A 23,750-nucleotide genomic window follows, 5' to 3' on the forward strand; every position below is an offset into this window, starting at 1 on the left:
TGCCCCCGGGGGTTACTCCCGGGGGCCGTGACGAGGCCCGGGCCGGGCTCAGCGGGTGATGACCACGCTCGCCTCGGACGTGTTGACCCGGAACGTGAGGGTCTCCCGGAAGTAGAGGTCCACGGTCTCCGCGGTGTGGGACGAGTAGCCGATCGCGGCGTCCAGGCCCAGGCGCAGTTCGGTCTTGGCGCGGGCCACGGCGTCCGGGGACTCGCGAACGTCCTGCGGTGCGGTCACCGGGTCGTTGTCGCTCGCGGGCGCGTTGCCCTGGATGTCCGCGGCCAGGTCGCTCACGTGTCCTGTTCCCAGGGCCGAGAACTCGGCGCCCGCGGGGTCCGCGTCCGGGGCGCCGTCGCGCGGGGGCACCGTGGTCGGGTCCTCCAGAAACGAGCGCGGCGGCGCAAAGAACAGGGACCCGTGACCGCGGTGGAGAAGTCCAGGATGCGGTCGTCCGTGCCCGGGGGGATCGCCCAGGAACATGTTCTCGAGCATGGTCTCCGCGACGCCCGGATCCGCGGGGTAGCTGATGAAGTACGTGCCGAACTCCTCGGTGCCCACGCGACCGAACGGCACGTTGTCACGTATGATCTCGCAGGCCTGGCCGTCCACGTCGTCGAGGTCGTTGAGGGCCACGTGCGAGTTGGCGGGCTTGTCCTCGTCCGAGAGCTCGATGTCCTCGAGCTTGGTTCGCCCGATCACCAGCTTCTGCTCCGTGACGGACAGTGCCTCCCACGCGCCCATGTCGTGGAGGTACTTCTGCACGTGCACGTAGCTGCCGCCGCGGCAGGTCGGGTCCTGGTCACCCACGACCGCGACCGTGAACGCGTCCTCGTCCTCCGGGTTCGCGGTGCCGTCCACGAAACCCAGCAGATCGCGTTCCTGGAAGAATGTGAAGCCCTGCACCTCGTCCACCACGTCCATGTGCGGGCCCAGGCGCTTCATGAGGTGCTTGGCCAGCTCGAAGCACATGTCCTGGGAGACCGCGCGCAAGTGGATCAGCAGGTCCCCCGGGGTGGACACGGCCGCGTGCACAGGACCCACGATCTCCGGGAACGGGTGCAGGTCCTTGGGGCGGGGCGCATCGTAGAGCCGGTCCCACGCATCGGAGCCGATACCGACCGCGCACAACAGGTCACTCGTGGGGACGCGGAACGAGACCGCCTTGGTGAGGTCCGAGACTCCCGTGAGGATGTCCGCGACCTCCGCCTCCGATCCCTCCTCGATGGTCAGGACCAGGAACATCGCGGACTTGGCCGGGGCGGCCACGATCTTCCGAGTGGGCATGGGCTCTCCATGGGTGGGCGGTGCGCCACCCGGATGCTCACGCGCCCTGGACGTACCGAGCGCGGTCGATCCGGGGTGGGCGGGTGTGCTGTCCTTCCCACGCTAGCCTTCAGGTACCGCCCCGCGGCAGTGGGTCACAGCCCCCGGAAGAGTTCCACGATCTCCGCCGCGCTCGTGTCCCGGCACGCGCCGAAACCGGTGCCCGCCCACAGGTTCAGCCCCTCGGCGTCGCCCGCGGACGCGGCCCGCAGCGGCGCCGTCATGTAATGCACCTGCGGGTAGCCACTCACCTGCGCAGATCCGAGTCGGTCGGTGAACCCATTACGCAGGGCGCGGGCCCAGCGGCCCGAGAACGCCCGGGTGACCACGGTGTCCCTGCCCCCGCCGTTCAGCAGGGCCTCCCGGTGGGCGGGTTTGGTCCCCGCTTCCCGCGCGGTGAGGAACAGGGTGCCCACTTGCACCGCTACGGCTCCGCGGCCGAGCAGGTCCGCGGCGTCCTCGCGACTCGCGATCCCGCCCGCGGCGATCAACGGGATCTCGCTCAACTCACGCGCCTGGTCGAGCAGTTCCGCGGTGCTGATGTCCTCCGGGGTCGTGGCCTGGCCGTGTGTGGCCCGGTGTCCGCCCGCTTCGCGGCCCTGCACCACGATCGCGTCCGGTGCGAGTTCCACCGCGGCCTCGACTTCCCGCGCGTCCGTGGCATTGAGGACGACGACGCTGCCCGCCTCACGCAACCGCGCGACGTCGGCCGCTCCCGGCAGTCCGAACGTGAGCGAGACGAGGGGCACGGGGTTGGCCACGAGGTGATCCAGCTTGGCCGGGTAGTCGTCATCCGTGAACGGGCCCGGCTGCGGTGCGGGGACGTCCAGGTCGGCGGCCACGGGGGCGAGGGCTCGCGCGTACGCCTTGAGCTGCTCCGGATCGGAGGGGTCCCGTTCGGGGACGAAGAGGTTGACCCCGAAGTGGTCCGTGCGTGCGGCGACCTCACGGATCTCCTCCGCCATGACACTCGCGGATTTGTAACCCGCGGCCAGCATCCCCAGTCCGCCCGCTTCCGCCACGGCCACGGCGAGCGCGGGGGTCGAGGGGCCACCCGCCATGGGCGCCTGCACCACGGGTACGGACAGATCGTGCAGGGGGTTCGTCATCGTGGCTCCTTATAGTGGGGGCGTGCCGGATTCCCATGATGCCAGTCCCCTCACCAGCGCCGACAGGACCCCCTCACGTCCCGTGATCAAGGTGACCGGCGTGGTGCTGCGGCGCGCCTCGGACGGGGCGGTCCTGACCGTGCGCAAGCGTTCGACCGGGATGTTCATGTTCCCCGGGGGCAAGCCAGAGGGGGACGAGACACCGCTGGAGACCGGGATCCGCGAGGTCCGGGAGGAACTGGGGATCTCGCTGACCCCGGAGCAGTTGCGCCCCGTGGGGGAATGGCACTCGGATGCCGCGAACGAACCCGGTCACGCGCTGCACAGTCACGTGTTCGTGAGCACCGTGCCGCTCACCGACACCCCCGTGCCTGCAGCGGAGATCGTGGAACTGCGGTGGCAGCCCCTCGCGGGTGCGGAGGACGTCACGGACCTCGCTCCCCTGGCTCGGTTGCACGCTCTCCCGGCGCTGCGTGCCGCGTCCAGCGGGGCGTGTGTCTCCGGCTGCGAGTCGTGAGGCACGCGGAGGCCACCGGCAAAGTTTGAGGCACGTAGAGACCCACCGCGGATTTTCAGGCACTCCAAAGCCACTTAACCGCCCGAATACTGGCTTCCGCGTGCCCAGCGTTTCGATAGTGGTTTCCGCGTGCCCAAAGGTTTGTGAGGGTCACATGGGCGGGCATTCCCGGGGCGGGTCACTGGGGTATCGCCGTTTCACTCTGTTCCACGCCACGACAGCAGAGGCTCCGGGTCACGTGCGGCGCATGACCGTGGCGGCGTCCACGGTGACGTCGTCGAGGGGGGCGGGTGCGGCGTCGTCGGCGGAGGGATCGCGAGGGGTGATGCCCAGAGCGTCCGGGGCGAAGGTGCGCAGGGTCTGGTGGGGGTCGTCCACCGGGGCGCGCAGCAGGGTGGCCGTGGCCCAGCCGTGGGTGAGGAGGTAGTGGTCGCTGTCGGGTTCCTCCGGGCCGGTCTCGGCGCTGTAGGTGACGGCGATGTGCTTCTCGTCCCCGCGGCCGATCTGCGCTTGCACCGCGCCGAAGCCCGCCAACCGCGCGGGTTTGAGTCCGCGGAGGCGTTCGGGGGCGACGTCGGGGACGTTGATGTTGAGGATCCACTCGTCGAACGGACGGGTCTCCCATCGCTCGAGCGCGAACCGGGTGACCAGGTGCGCGGTGTCCCAGTGCTGCGGCGCGCCGGACGTGATGGACACCGCGATGCCGGGGATCCCGTGGGACGCGGCCGTCAGGACCGCCCCCACGGTACCGGAATGCAATGTGGCCTTGCCCGTGTTCGCGCCCAGGTTGACCCCCGAGAGCACGAGATCGGGCCGCTGGCCGAACGCACCATAGGACGCCAGGAACGCGATCAATGCGGGTGCGGCCTTCACGCCCACGCAGTCCACGTCGCGCGGCATCCCGGGCGGCGCGGCTGCGACGAGCGCGATCCGGCCGTCGATCTCCTCCCCAGACAGGGAGGAACTCGCACCCGAGTACTCCTCGGCGGGTGCGGCCACCTTCACCGTGTGCCCCCGATCCAATGCAGCGCGCACCAAAACCGCGAGCCCCGGGGACGAGATGCCGTCGTCATTGGTGACCAGGATGTGCATGTGCACCATGGTGACACGCGCCCGTCACGCGGACCAGAGCCCGGTATTCGGGCCATGCCACCCAGGAGGACCAACCCGGTCACGCTTCACACGGGCCGAACTGCCCGCGACCACGTCCGGTCAGGGTGCACTGGGCGTCAGACCGAACTGCTCGGCGCGTCGAGCCGGAGCCGGGTCGTGGCACCGAATCGGAGAGCCACAGGTCAAGCACCCGGAACGTCAGGACAGCGTGCGCACCGTGATCTCGCGGGCGAACTTCTCGATGGTCGTGCGGTTGCCGGTCCCCAGGCCGCGGCGCGCCACGTTCAGCGCTCCCGCTGATGCACCGAGGGCCACGGCCTCCACGAGATCGAGACCGCGCGCCAGACCCACCGAGATCCCCGCGGTCATCGAGTCCCCCGCCCCTCGGTGGTCCAGCGGTGTGATGGACGGCGCGGAGACCTCCCGCACGGAATCCTTCTCCACGAGCAGCGCGGGGTCCTTGGCGCGTGAGATCACCACGGCGCCCGCACCGCGTTCGAGCAGCATGTGTCCGGCGCTCACCAGGGCCTCCGCGGTGTCCTCCGCGACGAGCTCGAGATCGAGCACCTCTTCGTGGCTGATCTTGAGCACGTCCACGTTAGCCGCCACGGCCGCCAGTGCGGGCTTGCCGCTGAGGTCCGCGACCACGGTGGTCCCGGCATCCCGCGTGTCCCGGATAAGGCGGCCGAAGAACGACGCCGGCACCACGTCCCCGGGTTCGGCCCCGGTAACCGTGAGGACGTCCGAGGCGAGCGCGTCCACGAACGCCGTGCCGTAGAGATCGTCCAGTTCATGGCGGGAGAGCTCCGGGGGCGGCATGTGGGCCACGGTCTCCCGGTCCTCACCGCGCAGGTCGTAGACGTATCCACCGTTGCCGTATCCGTAGCGCACAGCATTGACCTGCATGCCCAACCCGTCCAGCATGGTGCGGATCAGCGAGCCCAGTTCCCCGCCGAACGGCCCGCTCACGGACACGTCCACCCCCAGCGACCCGGCCATCCGGGCGACCCACAGCCCTTGCCCGCCGGGGTGCATGTGCACGTCCGACTCGTGGGAACTACGGTTACGATGCGCAGCCGGTTCCGTGATTTCCGTGATCAGCAGCGGAGTGGGAACCAGGATGGAGATACGCGGCTTGGGGCCGGGGCGGGTCTCGGTCACGAACGAAAGCTACCTGACACGGGCGCTGGTGAACAGCACACCAAGGTGTCACCATGGTGGGATGAACGTCACCGCACCGGTTCGTATCGTGGAAGGTCAGGCCGCCAGTGAGCACACGCTGCGCGCCCTGAGCGCGTACTTCAGCGAGTTGAACAACCGGATCGACGGCGGTTTCGATCCCGAACTCACCGAGGTCACCGCCCCGGAGGACGTCACTCCGCCGCACGGGGATTTCTTCCTCATGACGGATTTGGTCACGGGCTCGGTCATCGCGTGCGGCGCGGTGCGCAAACTCGACGATGACCGCGTGGAACTGCGCCGGATCTGGGTCACCCCGGAACACCGCGGACAGGGCCACGCGCGCACCCTGGTGCGGGCACTCGAGAACAAGGTGCGCGCTTTCGGCGCCACCACGGCCGTGGTCTCCCTCAACGAGGAGATGACCGAGGGGATCGCGATGTTCCGCAAGCGCGGCTACGAGCCCGTGGATTCCTTCCACGACGCCACCACGGCCTCGGTCTTCCTGGCCCGCCAGTTGTAGACCCACCGATCGCAGGCCAGCAGTCACAAACCCGCAGGGTATGAGCCCGCCGAGCGGTGAACCTCAGTCGCGGGCCTCGCGCGTCTTCTTCCGGTTGGCCTTGTCGATCGCCTCGACCAATTCGTCCTTGGCCATGTCCGAGCGTCCCGTGATGTCCAGTTCCTGGGCGAGTTCGTACAGGTGCTCCTTGCCGGCATTAGCGTCCACCCCGCCGGCGGTGTCCTCCGAGTTCAGACCGCCCTTCTCGGCGCTGTCGTCCGAGGGCCCGTTGTGCTCCTTGGGCTCCCAGTGGTCCCCGACCTTCTCGTGGGTGTGCTTGACGGCCGACCACGCGGTGCGCGCCGCCCGAGCGTCGTCGTGGTATTCCTCCTGCGCCGAGTCGTAGGTCTGCGCGAACGTGTCCTGTGCGTTCTCGTCCGAGCGTTGCAGCGTGGACGGGATCTCGTCCTGACGCGCGTGGCCGTTCTTCTTCGCCTTGGGCACGGGGGCCTCCTCAAAGCGTTCGGGTGTCACTGGTGACTCGATCTTACGCGCCGCCGACGCCGCTGCAACAGGCCCGCCCGCTGCTTGAGTCAGTGCCACTCAGCTTTCGTGCGTCAATGACTAGCACTTCCGTCGACAGCCTGCTACATTAGACGTTGTTGAGTCACAAAGACTCAAGAAACGTGATGGCTCCACGCGGGTAATCGACCGGATCGCGGGGCACAGCACGTGGGTGCCGCAGAGTGAAGGAGTAATCGTCATGGCTACATTCGACCCGTTCTCCGAGGTCCAGAACTTTGCCAACCAGGTCCTCTCTGGCCGCAACGGCCTGGAGCAGATGCCCATGGACCTCTACCGTCAGGGCGCCAACTATTACCTTGCCGCGGACCTGCCGGGCATCGATCCCACGAGCGTGGACGTGGACGTGGACGGTCAGCTGCTGACCATCCGTGCGCAGCGTCGTCTGCCCTCCGCGGAGAAGGACACCAAGTGGATCGTGCGCGAGCGCCGCAGCCACTCGTTCGTCCGCCAGCTCAACCTGGGCCAGGGCATCGACACGGAGAACATCACCGCCGCGTACGACAACGGCGTGCTGACCGTGACCATCCCCGTGTCCCCCAAGTCCCAGCCGCGCAAGATCCAGGTGGCCACCGGCCAGGAACACCACGACAACGTGGTCCTGGAGCACGACAAGGGCTCGGACGAGGACCGCTCGCAGAACGTGCAGAAGGACTCCGAGGGGTCGCAGGACTGAACAGGGCCGATCAGGACCGGCCCTTCACCGGCGCTGACCGGCGAATCCACCCGGTCGGAACAAGCCTGCTCAATCGGGGGCTCACCGCCCCATGACATGACTGTGCCCCGCAGGTCACCCTGCGGGGCACAGTCATGTTCACGACGGGGTCAGCGGTTCATCCACCGCACCACGTGGTCGAGGTCCTCGGACGCGCGGGAGGACCAGACCATGAGCGCGTACACGTGCGGTCCGCCCTCGCAGACCACCGCGGTGGTGTCGACGTTTGCTCGCACCAGCTCGGCCACGAACTCCATGGTGTCCGGGTAGAGCATGTCCCGGTCACCCTGCAGCACGAACGTGCGGGGTAGTCCGCGCACGTCGCCGAACGCGGGGCTCACCATGGGGTCAGTGACGTCCCGTGTGCCGGCCCACCAACGAGCGGCGGCCCGAGCGCCGTCGGTACCGAGCATGTGGTCCGCGTCCCGGTACGCCTCGATCTGGGGGTTCGTCACCGTGGTGTCCACCCACGGGGCCATGAGGATCAAACCCGCCACGCCGAGATCATCCGCGTCCCGCAGTCGCATGGCCTGGGCCAACGCCAGACCACCGCCGGCGGAGTCGCCCGACAGGAAGACGCGCGGGCCGAACGAACGGGCCAGGTCCCACACGCCGTCGGCGAGTTCGAGCGCCTCGTCCACCGTGTGATCGGGGGCGAGCCCGTAGCCCGGCACCACCACGGTGACCCCGGTGCGCTGCATCAGGGCGTCGATCCAGCGCCAGTGCACCGTGGTCATGGGGTTCACGTACGCTCCGCCGTGCCAATGCACGACCACCGGGGCGTCCGCCCGGGTGATGGCTGCCTTGGGCCGCGCGACGATGACCGGGTACCCGGCCACCATGACCTTCTCGAAGCTCGCGCGCTTGTGCATCGCCTTGTGCGGTGCCGCTTCCTCGCCGCGCACGGCCAGGGACTCGAGCAGCTTCTCCTCGGAATCCAGCACGTCCGGGAGCACCCGCAACGCCTGGTTCGTGGCGCGCAGCACCGGGTCCGCGGCGCGCACGATCACGTCCGCGGCCGGCTTGGCGGCCCGGTCCTCGGCAATGCACGTGCTCGTGGAAGCCGCCGCGTGCCGACCGCGACGCCGCTGGGTCCCCGCGGTTCCGGGCGTTGCGGCGTCTTCGCGGGAGCCCCCATTCTCGGCAGCGCCCTCGGGCTCACCGCGGCGCTGGGCGTCATCGGCCACGGCACCGAGAGGGGTCCCGGTGGCATGGTGCTGCCCGGCCGAGCGGCGCTCGGATCCCCGGTGGTAGGTGGCACGGTGATCGGCCGCGGTGCGGTGGTTCCCGACGTGACCGTGGGTCCGCTCGCCGGCCCCGGCACGGTGACCGTGCGACGTCGTCCGACCGGAAACACCGGCCGCACCGGCCGCACCCGCGGTGGCCACGGCGGCGGTCGCGGCGTGCTGCCCGTGACCGGACTTTTCCCGGCGCTTCCCCGACACCGCGCGATGGCGACCGGTGACGGGGGCGGACACGGCGGCGTCGCCCGCGGAGACCGTGCCGGACTGCCCGGCACCCTGCACGGCGAGGGACTCACCTTCGACGTCCACGTGCGGGAGGATCTTGTCCAGCCAGCGCGGGAGCCACCAGGCCTTCTCGCCCAGCAAACGCATGACCGCGGGGATCAGGAGCATGCGCACCACGAACGCGTCCAGGAGAACGCCGATCGCGAGTGCGAAGCCGATGGGCCGGATCATGGCCATGTCCGCGAAGATGAAGCCCGCGAACACGGAGATCATGATGATCGCCGCGGCGGTGACCACGGAGCGGCCCGCCTTGAAGCCGTAGACCACGGCCTGGCGCGCGGGGTGCCCATGGGCGTAGGCCTCGCGCATCCCGGAGACCAGGAACAACTGGTAGTCCATGGCCAGGCCGAACAGGATGCCGATCATCAGCGTGGGCAGGAAGCTGAGGATGGGCCCGGGATCGTGCACGCCGAACACGGCGCCACCCCAACCCCACTGGTACACGGCCACCACGGCACCGAAGGCCGCGAGCACGGAGAGCAGGAAGCCCAGCGTGGCGATCACCGGGACCAGGATGGAGCGGAAGACCATGAGCAGCAACAACAGCGAGATGATCAGCACGACGCCCAGGTAGAGGGGCAGTTTCTCGCCCAGCAAATGGGAGACGTCGATGTTCGCCGCGGTGGTGCCGGCCACACCCACGTGGACGTCCTCGTTGGCCTGGAGGTCGCCGTTGAGGTCCCGGATGTTGTTGACGAGTTCCTCGGTCGCGGCGTCCGCGGGTCCCGAGGAGGGGATCACCTGGATCACGCCGGTGGTGTTGTCGTCCGTGGTCACACCGGGGAGCACGTTGGCCACGTCGTCCTGCTGCGCCAAGCGGTCCGCCACCGTGTTCATCTTGTCGGTGGCCTCGGCATCGTTGAGACCCCCGGGGAGGTCCACGACCACGGCGAGGGGTCCGTTCTCACCCGCACCGAAGTCGTCCGCGATGCGCTGGTAGGCCTGGTACTGGGTGCTGTCCTGGGGTTCGGTGGACGCGTCCGGCAGGCCCAGGCGCATGGTCTGGGCCGGCAGCGCGAGCACGATGAGCACGGCCGCGCACGCCAGGGTGGTGATCCAGGGGTGGCGCAGGTGCAGGGGGACGTCGTGCTCGTCGATGTTCTCCTCGCGGGGCGCGGCGTCCCGCACCTTCCTGGGCAGCACACGCCGCCCGGCGAGGGAGAGCAGAGCAGGGGTGAGTGTGAGTGTCAACAGCAGGGCGATCGCCACGGCCACACCGGCCACGGTGCCCATGAGTCCCAGGAACGGGATCGCCGTGACGTTCAGAGCCACTAGGGCCACGATCACGGTCAGCGCCGCGAAGAACACGGCGGTTCCGGAGGTGCCCACGGCCATCCCGATGGATTCCCGCACGGGCATACCTCGTCGCAACTGCTGCCGGTGCCGGTTGAGCACGAACAGGGAGTAGTCGATGCCCACGGCCAGGCCCAGCATGACGCCGAGCATGGGCGTCACGGACATCATGTCGATCACGCCGGAGAACGCGAGGGTGGCGCTCGTGGCGATGGCCACGCCCAACAGCGCGGTCAGCACGGGCAGCGCCGCAGGGACCACGGCGCGCAGCATGATCAGCAGCACCAGGGCCGCGATGATCACGCCCACGATCTCCGCCGGACCCACCAGGGAAGAGATGTCCTGCGCGAGCTCCTGGGAGAACTCGGCGTCCACGCCGTCCACGGGGTGGTCCTTGATGGCGTCCATCACTGCGCTCTTGGTGTCCGATTCCACGGAGGTCTGGTCCACCGAGAAGCTCACCACGCTGATCGCGGAGTTGCCGTCCCGGGAGACCACGCGGTAGTCACCCATGCGTTCCGTGGCCCGTTCACCCTCTTCGAGCTGGGCCTTCTGCTGGGCGATCTGCTGCGGGTCGATCCCGCGTTGCTGCAGGATGCGCTGTTCGCTCACGCCCGGCGGCAGATTCTGGCGCAGCTGTGCGAGTGCTTGCTCGCCCTGCTCGAGCTGCTGGCGGCCGTCCCGCAACTGCTGCCGACCGTCGTCCAGCTGCTGCTGCGTCTGGAACGGGTTGCTCGTGGAGGCCACCTGGTCCACGTCCTCGGTGGCCTTCAGGGCCTCGGCGATGCCGTCCTTCTGGGCCTGCGTGAACTCGGAGCCGTCCTCCGTGAAGAACACGACGCGCCCGGTACCCTGGTTCGCCTCCGGGAGTTCGTCCTTGAGCCGGTCCGCGAGGTTCTGGGTCTCGGTGCCCGGGATCGTGATGGCGTTGCTCAGGTTCACACCCGACATGGCGACCCCGCCCACGGCCAACGCAAGCACCGCGAGCCATACCAAGATCACCGCCCACGCGTGGGAGGCTGCGCTCTTGCCCAGCCTGTACAGAAGTCGTGCCACGGGATTCTCCTACTGAATCGGAAGTTCTCTGGTGGGTGCGTCGCGCGGGGCGGCGGCTGATCGGTCCATGGGTGCTGTGCGGTTGTCGACGACGCCGCGGCGCCGGTCTGCGGTCTCGGGCCCCGGCGTCGGGGGCTCGCCGGTGGTGCTGGTCAGGGTTTCGGATCGGTGCGCGGCATCAGGAATCGAAGCCCCGCCCCAGGACGCCGAGCGCGGTGGTCAACAGTTCGTCCCAGATCCGGCGACCCCGCTCGTCCAGCTCGCCCCCGGTGCGCGCAACCCATTCGTCGAGGCACTCAGCGAACGAGTTGATGAGCGTGGTGGCCACCAAGTGCGTCTCGAAGGACGAGTGCTGCGGCAGTCGTTCGCGCAGCACCTCGTTCAAGCGGTCCACGGCGGTGCGGGTCACCCTGAATCCCCACAGCGAGGCCGCGGGGGTGTCCTGCAGGTCCACGGAGAACACCGGTTGGAGTTCCTCGATCAGGGTGTGGGTGCGCAGCGATCCGATCAACTGCCGGTAGACGTCCCCCAGGAAAACGTCCGACGTCGCCGCTGTCGTACCCTTCGGCGTCGTCGGCTCCGGGAGATCCCGCAGCACCCCGTCGATCAGCCCTGCCACGAGTTCCGAGAGGTACTCGAACACCGCGTCCTGGGCCGAGGGGAAGTGGTTGAAGATGGTCCGGCGGGAGACCCCCGCCCGCGCGGCCAACTCGTTGACGGTCACGCGGTCGGTGCCCAGCTCGGTGGCCAGTTCACCCGCGGCCGCGATGATGGCCCGCCGATTGCGCAGCCGGATGGCTTCGCGCTTGTCCTTGGGCTCCCCTGATCGAGGCTCACCCGAACGGTCGTCGGCGCATCCGGACAGCAACGTGGTCAACACGTGATCCATCGTACGGCAGTAATTGCACTGTGTGCATCTTCTGATGAGGAGGCTCTCATCACCTCCCTGCCAGGTCTGCGTACTTCAGTCCTTGAGGGATCGATGGTGGGGGCGTCGGTCCCTGGAACGTCGGTTGTCGGAGCGTCATGCGAGGTATCCCGCCCGCACGTGATCCGGGAGCATGCCACCACCGGTGAGCCAGGCCAGATGGGTGGCCCCGTCGGGGATCTTCATCGGGTTCTCCCCCGCTCCCTCGTGGGCGACGCGCCGCAGGGCGTCCAGGGCCGCGGCGGCCGAGGGCTCCACCACCATGCCCTCCGCGCCATACAGGCTCCTGACCTGGGACAACATCGCCTCATCCGTGCACGTGACGTAACCGGCGAGCAACCCTTCCACGGCTCGACCCACGAATCCTGAGGCCCGCCCCACCGCGAGCCCGTCCGCCACCGTGCGGGTGTCCAACCCCAGTTCCGCCACCGAGATCCCGTCATGACGACCCGTGTACACACCCAGGAGCATGCAGGGTGCGCGGGTGGGTTCCACGAACACACAGTGCACTGCATCCCCGAATTCCCGTTTCAATCCGTAGGCCACGCCGCCCGGGGCTCCCCCGATGCCACATGGAAGGTACACGTACAGGGGATGCTCAGCGTCCACAGCGACACCCAGGTCATGTAATTGCCGGGCCACCCGCGCCCCCGCCACGGCGTACCCCGCAAACAGGCTCAGCGAGTGTTCGTCGTCCACGAAGTGCACCGACTCGTCCGCCTCGGCGGCCACACGCCCCGCCGCGACGGCTTCCGTGTAGTCGGTGCTGTGTTCCACGACCTCCACTCCCCGCGAGCGCAGCAGATCCTTCTTCCACTGTTGCGCGTGTACGGACATGTGCACCGTGGCCCGCAGCTCGAGCGCCGCGGCGATGATCCCGATGGACAGCCCCAGGTTTCCCGTGGAACCCACGACCACGCGGTGCTCCCGCATGAGCCGGCGGAAGGGCTCGGCCCCGAACACGGTGTAGTCCGGTCCGGGCCGCGGTGGTTCCGGCAGCAGGCCGTGGCGCACCGCGAGCGTCTCGGCGTACTGCAGGACCTCGTGCACCCCGCCACGGGCCTTGATGGAACCGCTCACGGGGAGGATGTCGTCACGTTTGAGCAGGACCCGCCCCGTCCGGATACCGCTAACGCGCTGCCACTCGCCGGCCTCGTCCAATGGCGACTCGATGAGCCCCCGCGCGGGCGCGGTCTCGGGGAAGGTCGCCGCAATCCAGGGCCGGAACCGCTCGAGGCGCGCCGCGGCGTCGTCGACCAAGGCCGGGTCCACCCCGGAAGCCGCCAGCCCCCGGGCGCTGTCCACCGCGGGATTCCACCATGTCAGGGGTTCCTCCCGGGCCAGCCGGGACAGCACGGGATCCGACGCACCCCTTGACCCGTGCTGCCTCGGCGGCTCCGCGGTGGGTTCGATCTCCGGCGTATCCATGGCCCCATCATGGCGCGGCATGCTCTCACAGGCCACCGACCGGGCTCAGCCCCCGAACTCCCGGTACTGCGCGGCCAACCGGACGGGAGCATTGGGGGCGCCGAAGCCCTCGTAGCCGCCGCGGCGTTCCACGACCTCCACGAACACCTCGCCCAGCGTGGCCGTGTAGAAGTGCAGGAACTCCCCGTGCTCGTCCCGGTCGTAGAGCAGCCCGTGGGATTCGAGCTCGGCCACGAACTCAGGATCCAGGTCGAAGCGGGCCACGAGGTCCTCGTAGTAGTTGCGCGGCACGGGCAGGAAAGCGAGCCCGCGGCGTCGTGCCCGGCGTGCCACCGCGACGACGTCCGAGCACGCGAGCGCCACGTGCTCCGGGTAGGCCGCGCCCGTGAAGGCGCCCTGCTCCGCGGCCATGGGCGCCACGTTGAGGGGGATCCGCACGGTGTTGCCCTCCGAGCGCATGACCTGCGAGCGCACGAGTCCGGACGGCCCCGCGACCTCTTGCGAGGACGTGGGATGCAGGTTCAGCAGGGACGTCAGGAACAGCACCGCCTCGTCGTAGTGCTGCCACGGCTGGGCCAGGTTCACGTGGTCCACGCCCGTGATCAGGGCGCCCGACGCCGCGTCGTCCTGGTCCGCGCCGAACTCCCCGAGCCACGGGGGCACCCCATGGTTGCCGTGCGGGCCGAAGAATAACTCCGTCCCGTCCGGCGCGAGCACGCCGTGCAGCACGGTCTCGTCCGGCTGCTGGGCGCGATCCACGGCCCGGGCGAGCAGGCGTTCCGCGCGGTACGCGGCGAGGTCGGGATCCGCGACCTGGAAGCCGAGGGCCGCGAGCCGCGTGGGCTGCACGGTGGCCCCCGGGTCCTCCGAGACCACGATCCGCACCGGCCCCTGCGTCCACGCCTGGACCGAGTCCTTGGAGCGGTGGTGCCCGGCCAGGGAGAACCCCAGCTGATGTAGCAACCGGGTCACGCGCCCGAGCTCCCGGGTGCGCAGCTCCACGAAGTCCCAGTCGTCGGGGGTCTGCGGAGCGGGCAGATCGGTGAGCACGAGCGGCTCGCGCTCGGGTTCCCCGCCGGCGTCGCGCACGACGTCCGCGGTCTGGTCCTCGAGCCAGCGCAGGGACCGCAACCCGTCCACGGCCGTGCGATAGACGTCCGCCTGCCGGAACGAGTCGTTGAAGATCTCCAGGGACACGGGCCCGGCGTACCCACACTCGTGCAGGCGGCCCAACAGGTCCACCAGGTCGAAGTCCCCCTCACCCGGGAAGACCCGGTGGTGGCGCGACCACGAGAGCACGTCCTGTTGGAGCAGGGGCGCGTCCGCGAGCTGCACGAAGAAGATCTTGTCCGGGTCGCACTTTTCCACCCCGGCCACGGTGTCCCCGCGGGAGAAGATGTGGAAGCTGTCCAGGCACGTCCCGACCCGGGGGTGGTCCGCGAGTTCCACGATCCGGTGTGCGTGGCGCCAGTCGTTGACGTGCGCGCCCCACGCGAGAGCCTCGTAGGCCAGGTCGATCCCGTATTCGTCGGCGACGTCGCCCGCGGTCCGCAGCTGCTCGGCGATCGCCTGGTCGTCGTCCAGAACACCGGTAGCCACGTTCGAGCACACGAGCAGCACCGTGGTGCCCAGCCGGTTCATGAGTTCGCACTTGGCGCGCAGTCGGCGCAGGGAATCCGGGAACGTCTCCGGGGCCACCTCCACGCCGTCGCGGAACGGCTGGTACATGTCCAGGGAGAGCCCCAGCTCCGCTGCGAGCTCTCGGAGTTGTTCGGGCGACGACGGCGAGACCACCAGGTCCGGCTCGAAGACCTCGATCCCGTCGAACCCGGCGGAGGCCGCCGCCCGCATCTTCTCTTCGAGGGTTCCGGACAAGCACACCGTGGCGATACTGGTCCTCACAGGACACCCTCCTGTTTCTCGTGGTTGCGCTCACCCTCGGGAGCGGACGCGGGGACGGTAACGGCGTCGTCGCCCTGGCCGGTGAGCTCCAGGAAGTGCCGGCGCATGCGGGCACTGTCCGGGGCAACCCCCGTGATCAATGCAAACGCATCTACTGCTTGCCCCACGGCCATGTGTCCACCGTCCAGCACCGAGCACCCGAGAGCCCGCGCCGCCCGTACCAGGGGCGTCTCGAGCGGAAGATAGATCACGTCCGCGACCCAGTGCTCCGGTCGCAACAGACCCACGTCGAAAGGCGTCCCGGGGTGGTGGTGCATCCCCACCGGGGTCGCGTTGACCACGCCGTCGGCCGCCGCGATGTGCTCCGTGGCCCGTTCGGCCGTGACGGCTTCCACCACCGCGTCCGGGTAGCGGGCGGCGAGTTCGCTCGCTCGCTCGGCGGCGCGGGCCACGTCCACGTCCACGAGACACAGCCGCTGCGCACCCAGGGACAGCAGGGCCTCGGCCACCGCGGACCCCGCCCCGCCGGAACCGAACTGCACCACGGACCCCACGGTCACGCCGGGCAGACCGTGCCCGAATCCGGTGGTGAACCCCGAGCAGTCCGTGTTGTACCCGATGAACTTTCCTTCCCGGATGAGCACCGTGTTCACGGCCTGGATGGCCTCGGCGCGCGGATCGATCTCGTCCAGGTGCTCGAGCACGAGCTGCTTGCACGGGTGCGTGATGTTGAAGGCGTTGAACCCCAGATCACGCCCGGCCCGCAAGAGGTCCCCCACACTCGTGCCGGGGCGTCCGATCACCCCCAGGTCCACGGGGCGGTAGAGGTAGCGCAGACCGTGCCGGTCCGCTTCGGCCTCGTGCATGGGCGGGGTGAGGCTCTGGGTGATGCCGTCGCCGATCAAACCCACCAGGTAGGACTCGTTGCGAGTGGACATGGGACTCCTTCCGGGGAGTGTGTGCCGTGGTCAAGAGGTGCGAATTCAGGGCCCGGGGAGCCCGGACCCGAACATCAGCTGCGCTGCGGAAGCACCACCGCGAGTCGGTCCGCGGCCTCCCGCAACAGGGGGACGTTCTGGATGAGCTCAGTGGGATCGCACCGGTGTACGGGCGCGGCGAGCGCGAGCGCCGCCTGGAGGGGAGCACCTGGGGACATGACGGGCACGGCCAGGGCGGCCATACCGTCGTCGTGCTCCTGGTCCTGCAGGGCCCACCCCTGCTCCCGGACCTGCGTGAGGATCGCGCGCAAGCGCTCGCGGTCGGTGAGCGAGCGCTCCGTGCGCGCGCTGAGGTCGAGGGACGCCACGAGGTCATCGCGGACGCCCGGTGCGGTGAAAGCCAGCAGCACCCGGCCGAGCGCGGAGGTGTGCAGCTCCCCCCGGTCCCCCGGGTCCGTGGTGATGCGGTGGTGCGGGCCGTCCACGGTGTGCACGGTGAGGAAACGGTCCCCGTCCAGCACGGCCAGCAGACAGCTCTCGCCGGTCGCCTCCACGACCTCCCGCATGACGGGCAGTGCGGTGCCGGCGTAACCCCTGGCCGTGGCCGCCTTCTGTCCCATCGCGAAGAGCAGCAGACCCAACCGGTACTGCTTGGTCGCGGGCTCGTACTCCGCGTACCCGGCGTCCACGAGGGTGCTCAGCAAGCGGTAACACGTGCTGAACGCGTAGCCGGAGTCCGCCACGAGTTGCCCGGCGGTCGCCCCGTGGGGGTACTCGGCCAGCATCTCGAGCAGCGCGAGCCCCTTGCGCACGGTTCCCGAACGGTCAGCGGCCCGGGACCGGCTACCGGCCCCGCCCTCCCCGGACTCCCGACCCGGTTCCCGGTCGCCTTCTCGCTCCGGTTCCCGGCCGGATTCCTGCTCCGGTTCCTGGGCCGGTTCCTGGGCCACCGACGCCGCGACGCGCGGCTGCGATGCGTTGGGGCTCACACTCAACTCCTGATTCGCTAACGGGCATTTTTCTCGACCACTTGACGAACAGTGTGACCCACACCATTCTTGGTTTCAAGTATTCGGAAGTGATTTTCATTATTTGGCAATTGCTAACGCGATGACGCCCCACGGAAGGACCCGCTCATGAGCACGACCCCAGGACCGGATCAGCCGATCCACCCGCCGGCCCCGGCGGCGTCGTCGGGACAACTGACCGACGCACGCCCCGAGAACGTCAAGACCCCCAAGAAGGCGGCGCTGGCCAGCTGGATCGGCTCCGCGCTCGAGTACTACGACTTCGCGGTATACGGCACCGCGGCGGCGCTCGTGCTCAACCACTTGTTCTTCCCCAAGGACGCGTCCCCGGGTGTGGCCATCCTGTTGGCCATGGGCACCGTGGGCGTGGCCTACGTGGTGCGGCCGCTGGGGGCGCTCATCATGGGCCCGCTCGGTGACCGGATGGGACGCAAGTTCGTCCTGATGCTGACCCTGTTCATGATGGGCGGCGCCACGTTCCTGGTCGGGTGCCTGCCCACGTACGACCAGGTGGGCCTGTTGGCACCCGCCCTGCTCGTGCTGTGCCGCGTGATCCAGGGCCTGTCCGCCTCGGGTGCGCAGGCCAGTGCCATCTCGGTGTCCCTGGAGCACGCCGAGATGGCCACCGTGCGTTCACCACATCGTGGACCCTGCAGGGGACGCAGTTCGGCACCCTGCTGGCCACCGCCGTGTTCATCCCGTTCACCCTGCTGCTGAGCGAGGAGCAGCTGTTCAGCTGGGGCTGGCGCGTCCCGTTCTGGATCTCCGCCGTAGTGGTCCTGGTCGCCTACCTGATCCGCCGCCACCTGGAGGAGCCGCCCGCCTTCGAGGACGCCCAGGCCGAGACCCCCGGCGAGAAGCCCGCGACCCCGCTGGCCCTGATGCTCAAGTACCACAAGGCCGCCGTGATCCGGATCGCCGCGGCCGCGCTGATCAACACCGTCAACGTGGTGTTCCTGGTGTGGTCCCTGTCCTTCGCGACCTCGGTCGTGGGCCTGGAACGCTCCACCATGCTGTGGGTGTCCGTGCTCGCCAACTTCGTGGCCCTGTTCACCATCCCCGCGTGGGCGCTGCTCGCGGACCGGGTGGGCCGCAAGCCCATCTTCGTGATGGGTGTGATCGGTTCCTCGCTGCTCATGTTCCCTTATCTGGGCGCGGTGTCCTCCGGTAACTGGGTCCTGATCTTCCTCCTGGGTGCGGTGCTCTCCGGCGTGTTCTACTCCATGGCCAATGGCATCTGGCCGTCCTTCTACGCCGAGATGTTCCCCACCCGGGTCCGTGTGTCCGGGCTCGCGCTGGGCACGCAGATCGGCTTCGCGATCTCCGGCGGCGTGACCCCCTTCCTGGCCACCGCCGTGGCCGGCGCCGAGGGCGACGCCTGGCTCAACGTGGCGCTCGTGGTCTGCGCCGCCGGTCTGATCTCGGTGATCGCCGCACTCACGGCCAAGGAGACCAAGTCCCGTTCGCTGCGCAACATCGACGACCTGCACACCAGCCGCACGGAGGCTCTCGAGGTCGTGGCACTGGACAAGCGCAACGCCGCGGGTCGCTGATTCCGGGCTCTGGTCATCGCACTGCCATTCCGTGGAAGGCGCGGTCGGGAGCTCCCCGGTCGCGCCTTCCGTCTGCCCGTCGTCAGGTGCGGTGGGTCGCGGAGGCGGCGCAGCGTCGTCGTCCGAGCACGGGGACGACGACGCCGCGCGGCCCCGTCCTCAGACGTCCCGGCGGCGTCCGGGCGGGCGGGTCGCGTGGATGGCGACCGAGACCAGGAGGGCGGCCACCCCGGCCCCGAGGGTGAGCAGGAACCCGTGCCGCGGCACGACCGACAGGACCCCGCCCAGTGCCGAGCCGAAGGAGACCCCCAGGACCAGGCAGGTCGTGAGCATGGTCATGACGCTCGCGATCCGGTGGGACGGGGCCACGCGCTCACCGCGCGTGTAGGCGCTGACCAGGATGGAGCCGACGCCCAGGCCGATCACCGTGAACAGCAGCGCCAGACCCACCGAGCCGGGGACCGGCAGCAGCAGGACGGACACCAGCACCACGAGAAGTGCTCCGCCGGCCACGCGCCATGCGAGCGGCACGCGCTCCGGGAGCCGGGACACCAGCACGCTCGCCACGGCGCTGCCCAGCCCCATGAAGCCGTAGATGATGCCCGTGTAGGCATCGGTCCCTCGGGCCGCGTTGATCGCGGTGAGTGCGGTCTGCGTGGAGCCGAAGACCGTTCCCACGCACAGGCACGCGAGCATGGGCGGGAGGACGGCCTTCAGGCGGATCCGTGGGGCGGTGCCGTCGGTGGGGGTGGGCGTCTGCGTGTCCACCCTCATGCCGCGGCGGCTCACCAGGTAGGCGATGAAACACCCCTGACCCGCCACGACCCACGTCATGAGCACCAAGAGCGCCGGATTCGGGCCGAGTACACCCACCAGGATCCCGGCGATCACGGGCCCCAGGATGAAGCTGATCTCGTCGCACGCGGTCTCGTACCCCAGGGCCTTGCCCACCAGGCCGGGGGTGTCCCGGCGCCTGGCCAGGGCGGACCAGCGGGCCCTCGCGATGGCTCCCACCTGGGGGTTCGCGGCGCCGACCACCGCGGCGCACACCAGGATCAGTGACCGGGGCGCGTCGTGAAGGACCACGGCGAGCAACGATCCCATCCCGAGCAGTTGCACCACGGTGGCCGCGAGCACCACGGGCAGGGGTCCGAAGCGATCCACCAACCGCCCGATCACGGGCGCGCCCACAGCGGAACCGAGTCCCGCGGCGGCCACGGTGATCCCCGCGAGCCCCAGGCCCAGACCGGCCCCGCTCACATATAGCAACAGACCCAATTGCACCGTGGCGGCGGGGAGCCTGCCAACCAGCGCGGTGATGAGGAAGGGCCATCCGCCCGCAGCCGAGAGGGACGGTGAGTCCCGGGCGGGTTCGGGGACGGCGGGTGGGCGAGTGCTCACGGATTCTCCTGGGTACGACCGACGCCGCGCACCCGACCACACGCGCGGATAATCCCCTGACGACACCTCGATGCTACCCGGGGGCCATCGGGCCGCGGTCTCTACTGCACCCTCGTGGCCCAGCGCGCCAAGTCGGCCCAGGTCCGAGGCAAGCGCTTCGTCCACGTCGACTGCACGGAGTATTCCCGGCCCATCCTCGAACGGACGGGCCTGATACCGATCACTTCGGTCACCGCCGCGACGTGGCGCCGAGGCTGATGACAGGGCAATTCGTCGAGCCCGAGCGGTTGTCGGGGCCGATCAAGGGTCAGCTATTTCGTGCAGTTGACGTAGTCGAGGAATGCGAAGTGGAGCAAAAGCAGCATCACCCCCGCGAATCGACATGTGCTCAGCTAAAGCAGGGGGTCAGCCGCTCGTCCGAGGGTCCCCGGGCTGAGGCGCCAGTCACGACCCAAGAAACGCAGGAGGGTGGCAGCCGTCCGTCCAGACGGCTGCCACCCTCCTGAAGGAACCCGTACCTACCGGGCCGCCACCTTCGCGAACGGGTAGTCCACGTACCCCTTGGGTCCGCCCACGTAAAAGGTCGTGGAATCCGGGGTGTTCAGCTCCAGCCCGTCACGCCAGCGCTCCACCAGGTCCGGGTTGGCGATGAGCTCACGGCCCACCACCACGCCGTCCGCGAGATCGGCGCTCATGATGTGCTCCGCCTCCTCGAGTTCGGTGACCACGCTGAAGCCGCTGTTGAGGTAGAACACACCCTCGAAGTCACGGCGCAGGTCCCGCACGAACTCCCCGTCCACGTCCTTGTGCAGCACGGACAGGTACGCGAGGTCGAGTCCGCGCAGACCGGTGAGCAACGCGTCATAGGTGGCCACGACGTCGTCGTGGTCGTCCTCGATCGCGCCCTGGACGTTGTGCTCGGGCGAGATCCGCAGCCCCACGCGCTGCCCGCCGATCTCCTCGGCGACGGCGCGCACCACCTCGATCACGAACCGTGCCCGGTTCTGCGGGGAGCCGCCGTACTCGTCGGTGCGGTGGTTGGAGGACGGGGCGAGGAACTCGTGGAGGATGTAGCCGTTGGCGCCGTGGATCTCCACGCCGTCGATCCCGGCGTCCACCGCGCGGCGGGCCGCGGCGACGAACTCCTGCTTGATGCGGGGCAGCTCGTCGGTCTCCAGGGCACGGGGCGTGGGCATGGGCTGCTTGCCGCTGGGCACGTGCACCGCCTGGTCCACACCGATCGCGCTGGGGGCCTCGGGCAGGGGGCCGCCGGTGAGTTCGGGGTGGGAGACCCGCCCGGCGTTCATGATCTGCAGGAAGATCACGCCGCCCTTCTTGTGTACGGCGTCCGCCACCCGGGACCAGCCCTGTGCCTGCTCTGCGGTCTCGATGCCGGCCTGACCCCAGAACCCGCGGCTCGTCACGGCCGGGAACGTCCCCTCCGTGACCACGAGGCCCGCGGACGCCCGCTGCGAGTAGTACTCGACGTTCATGTCCTTGGGTACACCGTCCGCGTCGGAACGCATCCGGGTCAGCGGCGCCATGGCCACACGATTGGCGAGCTCGAACTTTCCTACGGTGATCGGGTCGAACAGGGTGGGCATATGTTTCCCTTCGTCGAAAGCTGTTGGTACTTAGTCAGTACCCACAACATCCTTCCCCCGCACACCATTCCCGAGGAAGGCTTTCAGAAGGGTCGCCGGAGGAGTTGCCGCAGCCCTTCTGCTCCTGGCCCACCAACGGGTTGTCGTACTGCAGCTTGTTCTGCAGCGGACCCAGGACGTTCTGTTCCTCACGGCCATTGCCCATGGGCATCTGCTGCGCCACGGCGACGAGCGCCTCGCACACGGAGTCGTAGACGTCCTCGTGGACGTAGAGGCGCGTGAGCGCGGCACACGTCTGGCACGTGTTGATGAACGCACCCCAGAACAGGTCCCCGGCAATGGCCTGCGGGTCCACGTCCGGCAGCACCACACCGGCATCGTTGCCCCCGAGCTCGAGGGTCAGTCGTGCGAGCCCGTCCGCGGCCGAGCGCATGATCGCCTGGCCGGTCTTGGTGGAGCCGGTGAACATGATCTTCTCCACACCGTCGTGTTCGGACAGCGCCTTGCCCACCTCGCCGCCGCCGGGCACCACGTGCAGGACGTCCGCCGGGAGCACCTGGTTGAGCACGTGGATCAGGCCCAGCACGGACAGCGGGGTGTACTCGGAGGGCTTGACCACTGCGGCGTTGCAGGGCGCTCCGGGCACCGGGGTGAATGGCTCCGGCCTGGGGGTGCTCCCGCTCTAGGCCAGCCCCAGCATCGCCCGGGCGATCAGGAAGTAGACCACGAGCCCGGCGGCATCCACGAACGTGGAGATGAACGGGTTGGAGAACACGGCCGGGTCCGCCCCGATGGCGCGTGCGATCAATGGCATACATCCCCCCACGGTGGCGGCTAACGTGCACAGGGCCAGCAGTGTCAGCCCGATCACCGCGCCGATGTCCCACCCGTAGATCAACCCCACGATCACGAATCCCAGTCCGCCCAACAACAGCCCCAGACACAGTCCCACGCGCATCTCGCGCAGCATGACCTTGACGACGTCCCGGGTGTGCACGTCCCCCAGGGCGAGCGCGCGGGTCAGGGATGTCGCCGCCTGGTTACCCGTGTTGCCGCCGGTGCCCGTGAGCAGCGGGATGAACACGGACAGCACCACGAGCTGTTCCAGGGTGGACTCGAACGTCTCCAACACCCGTACGGTGAGCACGGCGCTGACCGCGAGCACCAACAACCACACCACGCGCGAGCGCACGAGCCGGAACACGGGGGTGGACAGGTACGGCCTGCGCAACGGCTCGGAACCGCTGAGCCGCGCCTGGTCCTCGGACTCGGCGTCCTCGAGAATGTTCAGGGCGTCGTCCACGGTGAGCACGCCCACCAGGCGGTCCTCGTCGTCCACGACGGGCAGGCTGAGCACCCGCAGGGCCGCGCACCGGCGCGCCGCCCGCTCCCGGGGTTCCGTCGCGGACACCCGGTCCGCCTCCTCCATAACCTGTGAGACGAGGGTGTCCGGAGGGGCTGCCATGAGTCGCTGCAGGCTAGTCACGCCCAGGAGCCGCCGCTGCGGATCCGTGACCATGACCGTGTACACATTGCGGGTGCGTTCCAGTTCCCCGCGCACCCGTTCCAGACTCTCGGCGCACGTCAGGTCGGGGTGGGTCGTGACGTACGAGGGGTTCATCCGCCGCCCGATCGAGTTCTCCGGGTAGCCGAGCACCGCCGCGGTGAGCTCGCGCTCGGAGGGCGGCAATCCCTTCAACAGCCGGGTGGCCAGGGCCGCAGGCAGTTCGTCCAGCAGACTCACGCGATCGTCGGTGTCCAGGGACTCGACGACGCCCGCGACCTCCTCGTCCCGCAGACCCGTCACGAGTTCGCGCTGCAGCGGCGCGTCGAGACGTTCGAACACGGTCACCGCGCGGTCCTTGGCCAGCATCCGGTAGGCGACGGCGCGCTGGCGCACTCCCAGCCGCTCCAACAGGTCCACGACCTCCCCCACCGTGAGCTCCGCGAGCAAGCGTGCCACCTCCGGCAGGTCCTGGCTCCCGATGGCCGATTCGACGGCGCGGAAGGGCCCTTGGACCTTGACTTCGTGGACACGGCTCACGTGCCA

The 23,750-nt window shown here is 69.2% G+C and carries 17 protein-coding genes and 2 pseudogenes; 4 read left to right on the plus strand and 15 right to left on the minus strand.

What is annotated here, in order from left to right; genetic code table 11:
• Positions 1–48: 48 nt before the first annotated feature.
• Both ACW9PK_RS05000 and ACW9PK_RS05005 read right to left on the minus strand, forming a co-directional pair.
• On the minus strand, positions 49–1,284 hold the full coding sequence (locus ACW9PK_RS05000; RefSeq protein ID WP_457016845.1) for a Dyp-type peroxidase: 1,236 nt from the start codon (positions 1,282–1,284) through the stop codon (positions 49–51).
• Positions 1,285–1,418: 134 nt separating this feature from the next.
• Entirely contained in the window at positions 1,419–2,432 is a 1,014-nt protein-coding gene (locus tag ACW9PK_RS05005; RefSeq protein ID WP_085106850.1) for an NAD(P)H-dependent flavin oxidoreductase, read from the minus strand.
• A gap of 82 nt (positions 2,433–2,514) precedes the next feature.
• On the opposite strand from ACW9PK_RS05005, the gene ACW9PK_RS05010 reads away from it, so the two are divergent.
• The gene (locus ACW9PK_RS05010; RefSeq protein ID WP_457016847.1) at positions 2,515–2,949 is read left to right on the plus strand and encodes an NUDIX hydrolase; all 435 of its coding nucleotides are present in this window, start codon (positions 2,515–2,517) and stop codon (positions 2,947–2,949) included.
• Positions 2,950–3,183: 234 nt separating this feature from the next.
• Here the strand turns inward: ACW9PK_RS05010 and surE are convergent, their stop codons facing one another.
• Together surE and ACW9PK_RS05020 are read right to left on the minus strand one after the other, a co-directional pair.
• Complete coding sequence (gene surE / locus ACW9PK_RS05015) at positions 3,184–4,041, minus strand: 5'/3'-nucleotidase SurE (RefSeq protein WP_064847149.1); 858 nt, start codon at positions 4,039–4,041, stop codon at positions 3,184–3,186.
• Positions 4,042–4,260: 219 nt separating this feature from the next.
• Entirely contained in the window at positions 4,261–5,223 is a 963-nt protein-coding gene (locus ACW9PK_RS05020; protein WP_085106851.1) for a 1-phosphofructokinase family hexose kinase, read from the minus strand.
• A 61-nt stretch (positions 5,224–5,284) separates the two neighbouring features.
• Here ACW9PK_RS05020 and ACW9PK_RS05025 point away from each other — a divergent pair, with 61 nt between their 5' ends.
• A complete protein-coding gene (locus ACW9PK_RS05025; protein ID WP_035965631.1) occupies positions 5,285–5,764 on the plus strand; it encodes a GNAT family N-acetyltransferase in 480 nt (159 codons plus the stop codon).
• 63 nt (positions 5,765–5,827) lie between these two features.
• On the opposite strand, the gene ACW9PK_RS05030 is transcribed toward ACW9PK_RS05025, so the two are convergent.
• Positions 5,828–6,247, minus strand: a complete 420-nt coding sequence (locus ACW9PK_RS05030) for a ChaB family protein (protein WP_085106911.1) — start codon at positions 6,245–6,247, stop codon at positions 5,828–5,830.
• A 259-nt stretch (positions 6,248–6,506) separates the two neighbouring features.
• Between ACW9PK_RS05030 and ACW9PK_RS05035 the strand changes: the two genes are divergently transcribed.
• Positions 6,507–7,001, plus strand: a complete 495-nt coding sequence (locus ACW9PK_RS05035) for an Hsp20/alpha crystallin family protein (RefSeq protein WP_167319000.1) — start codon at positions 6,507–6,509, stop codon at positions 6,999–7,001.
• A 149-nt stretch (positions 7,002–7,150) separates the two neighbouring features.
• Here ACW9PK_RS05035 and ACW9PK_RS05040 read toward each other — a convergent pair whose 3' ends face one another.
• The 6 genes from ACW9PK_RS05040 to ACW9PK_RS05065 form a co-directional block, all read right to left on the minus strand.
• A complete protein-coding gene (locus tag ACW9PK_RS05040) occupies positions 7,151–10,918 on the minus strand; it encodes an MMPL family transporter (protein WP_457016851.1) in 3,768 nt (1,255 codons plus the stop codon).
• Between the two features lie 178 nt (positions 10,919–11,096).
• On the minus strand, positions 11,097–11,798 hold the full coding sequence (locus tag ACW9PK_RS05045) for a TetR/AcrR family transcriptional regulator (protein ID WP_457016853.1): 702 nt from the start codon (positions 11,796–11,798) through the stop codon (positions 11,097–11,099).
• Between the two features lie 144 nt (positions 11,799–11,942).
• A complete protein-coding gene (locus ACW9PK_RS05050) occupies positions 11,943–13,274 on the minus strand; it encodes a D-serine ammonia-lyase (RefSeq protein ID WP_457016855.1) in 1,332 nt (443 codons plus the stop codon).
• A 45-nt stretch (positions 13,275–13,319) separates the two neighbouring features.
• Positions 13,320–15,176 carry a bifunctional sugar phosphate isomerase/epimerase/4-hydroxyphenylpyruvate dioxygenase family protein gene (locus ACW9PK_RS05055; RefSeq protein WP_457016857.1) on the minus strand — a complete coding sequence of 619 codons (1,857 nt, stop codon included), beginning with the start codon at positions 15,174–15,176 and terminating at the stop codon, positions 13,320–13,322.
• Positions 15,173–16,114, minus strand: coding sequence for a shikimate dehydrogenase (locus ACW9PK_RS05060; RefSeq protein ID WP_085106857.1), 942 nt, complete (start codon positions 16,112–16,114; stop codon positions 15,173–15,175). The genes ACW9PK_RS05055 and ACW9PK_RS05060 overlap by 4 nt, the downstream gene beginning before the upstream one ends.
• A 74-nt stretch (positions 16,115–16,188) precedes the next feature.
• Positions 16,189–17,103, minus strand: coding sequence for an IclR family transcriptional regulator (locus ACW9PK_RS05065; RefSeq protein ID WP_457016859.1), 915 nt, complete (start codon positions 17,101–17,103; stop codon positions 16,189–16,191).
• Positions 17,104–17,250: 147 nt separating this feature from the next.
• Between ACW9PK_RS05065 and ACW9PK_RS05070 the strand changes: the two are divergent.
• Positions 17,251–18,695 (plus strand): annotated as a pseudogene (locus ACW9PK_RS05070) (MFS transporter).
• A gap of 159 nt (positions 18,696–18,854) precedes the next feature.
• Here the strand turns inward: ACW9PK_RS05070 and ACW9PK_RS05075 are convergent.
• From ACW9PK_RS05075 to mgtE, 4 genes and pseudogenes are all read right to left on the minus strand, one after another.
• Positions 18,855–20,096: an MFS transporter gene (locus ACW9PK_RS05075; RefSeq protein WP_457016861.1), complete on the minus strand. Its 1,242-nt coding sequence runs from the start codon at positions 20,094–20,096 to the stop codon at positions 18,855–18,857.
• Positions 20,097–20,614: 518 nt separating this feature from the next.
• Positions 20,615–21,700, minus strand: a complete 1,086-nt coding sequence (locus tag ACW9PK_RS05080) for an alkene reductase (protein WP_457016863.1) — start codon at positions 21,698–21,700, stop codon at positions 20,615–20,617.
• Between the two features lie 73 nt (positions 21,701–21,773).
• Positions 21,774–22,328 (minus strand): annotated as a pseudogene (locus ACW9PK_RS05085) (aldehyde dehydrogenase family protein); the annotation flags it as partial.
• A 54-nt stretch (positions 22,329–22,382) separates the two neighbouring features.
• A complete protein-coding gene (gene mgtE, locus ACW9PK_RS05090; protein ID WP_457016865.1) occupies positions 22,383–23,744 on the minus strand; it encodes a magnesium transporter in 1,362 nt (453 codons plus the stop codon).
• Between the last annotated feature and the right edge of the window lie 6 nt (positions 23,745–23,750).

It is taken from the genome of Kocuria sp. MNB10 (assembly GCF_054073685.1).

Bases quoted from the DNA above. Each gene is read 5' to 3' on its own strand.
- ACW9PK_RS05080 (WP_457016863.1), bottom strand. From the start codon at position 21,700: ATGCCCACCCTGTTCGACCCGATCACCGTAGGAAAGTTCGAGCTCGCC.
- surE (WP_064847149.1), bottom strand. From the start codon at position 4,041: ATGCACATCCTGGTCACCAATGACGACGGCATCTCGTCCCCGGGGCTC.
- ACW9PK_RS05035 (WP_167319000.1), top strand. From the start codon at position 6,507: ATGGCTACATTCGACCCGTTCTCCGAGGTCCAGAACTTTGCCAACCAG.
- ACW9PK_RS05025 (WP_035965631.1), top strand. From the start codon at position 5,285: ATGAACGTCACCGCACCGGTTCGTATCGTGGAAGGTCAGGCCGCCAGT.
- ACW9PK_RS05005 (WP_085106850.1), bottom strand. From the start codon at position 2,432: ATGACGAACCCCCTGCACGATCTGTCCGTACCCGTGGTGCAGGCGCCC.
- ACW9PK_RS05000 (WP_457016845.1), bottom strand. From the start codon at position 1,284: ATGCCCACTCGGAAGATCGTGGCCGCCCCGGCCAAGTCCGCGATGTTC.
- ACW9PK_RS05060 (WP_085106857.1), bottom strand. From the start codon at position 16,114: ATGTCCACTCGCAACGAGTCCTACCTGGTGGGTTTGATCGGCGACGGC.
- ACW9PK_RS05050 (WP_457016855.1), bottom strand. From the start codon at position 13,274: ATGGATACGCCGGAGATCGAACCCACCGCGGAGCCGCCGAGGCAGCAC.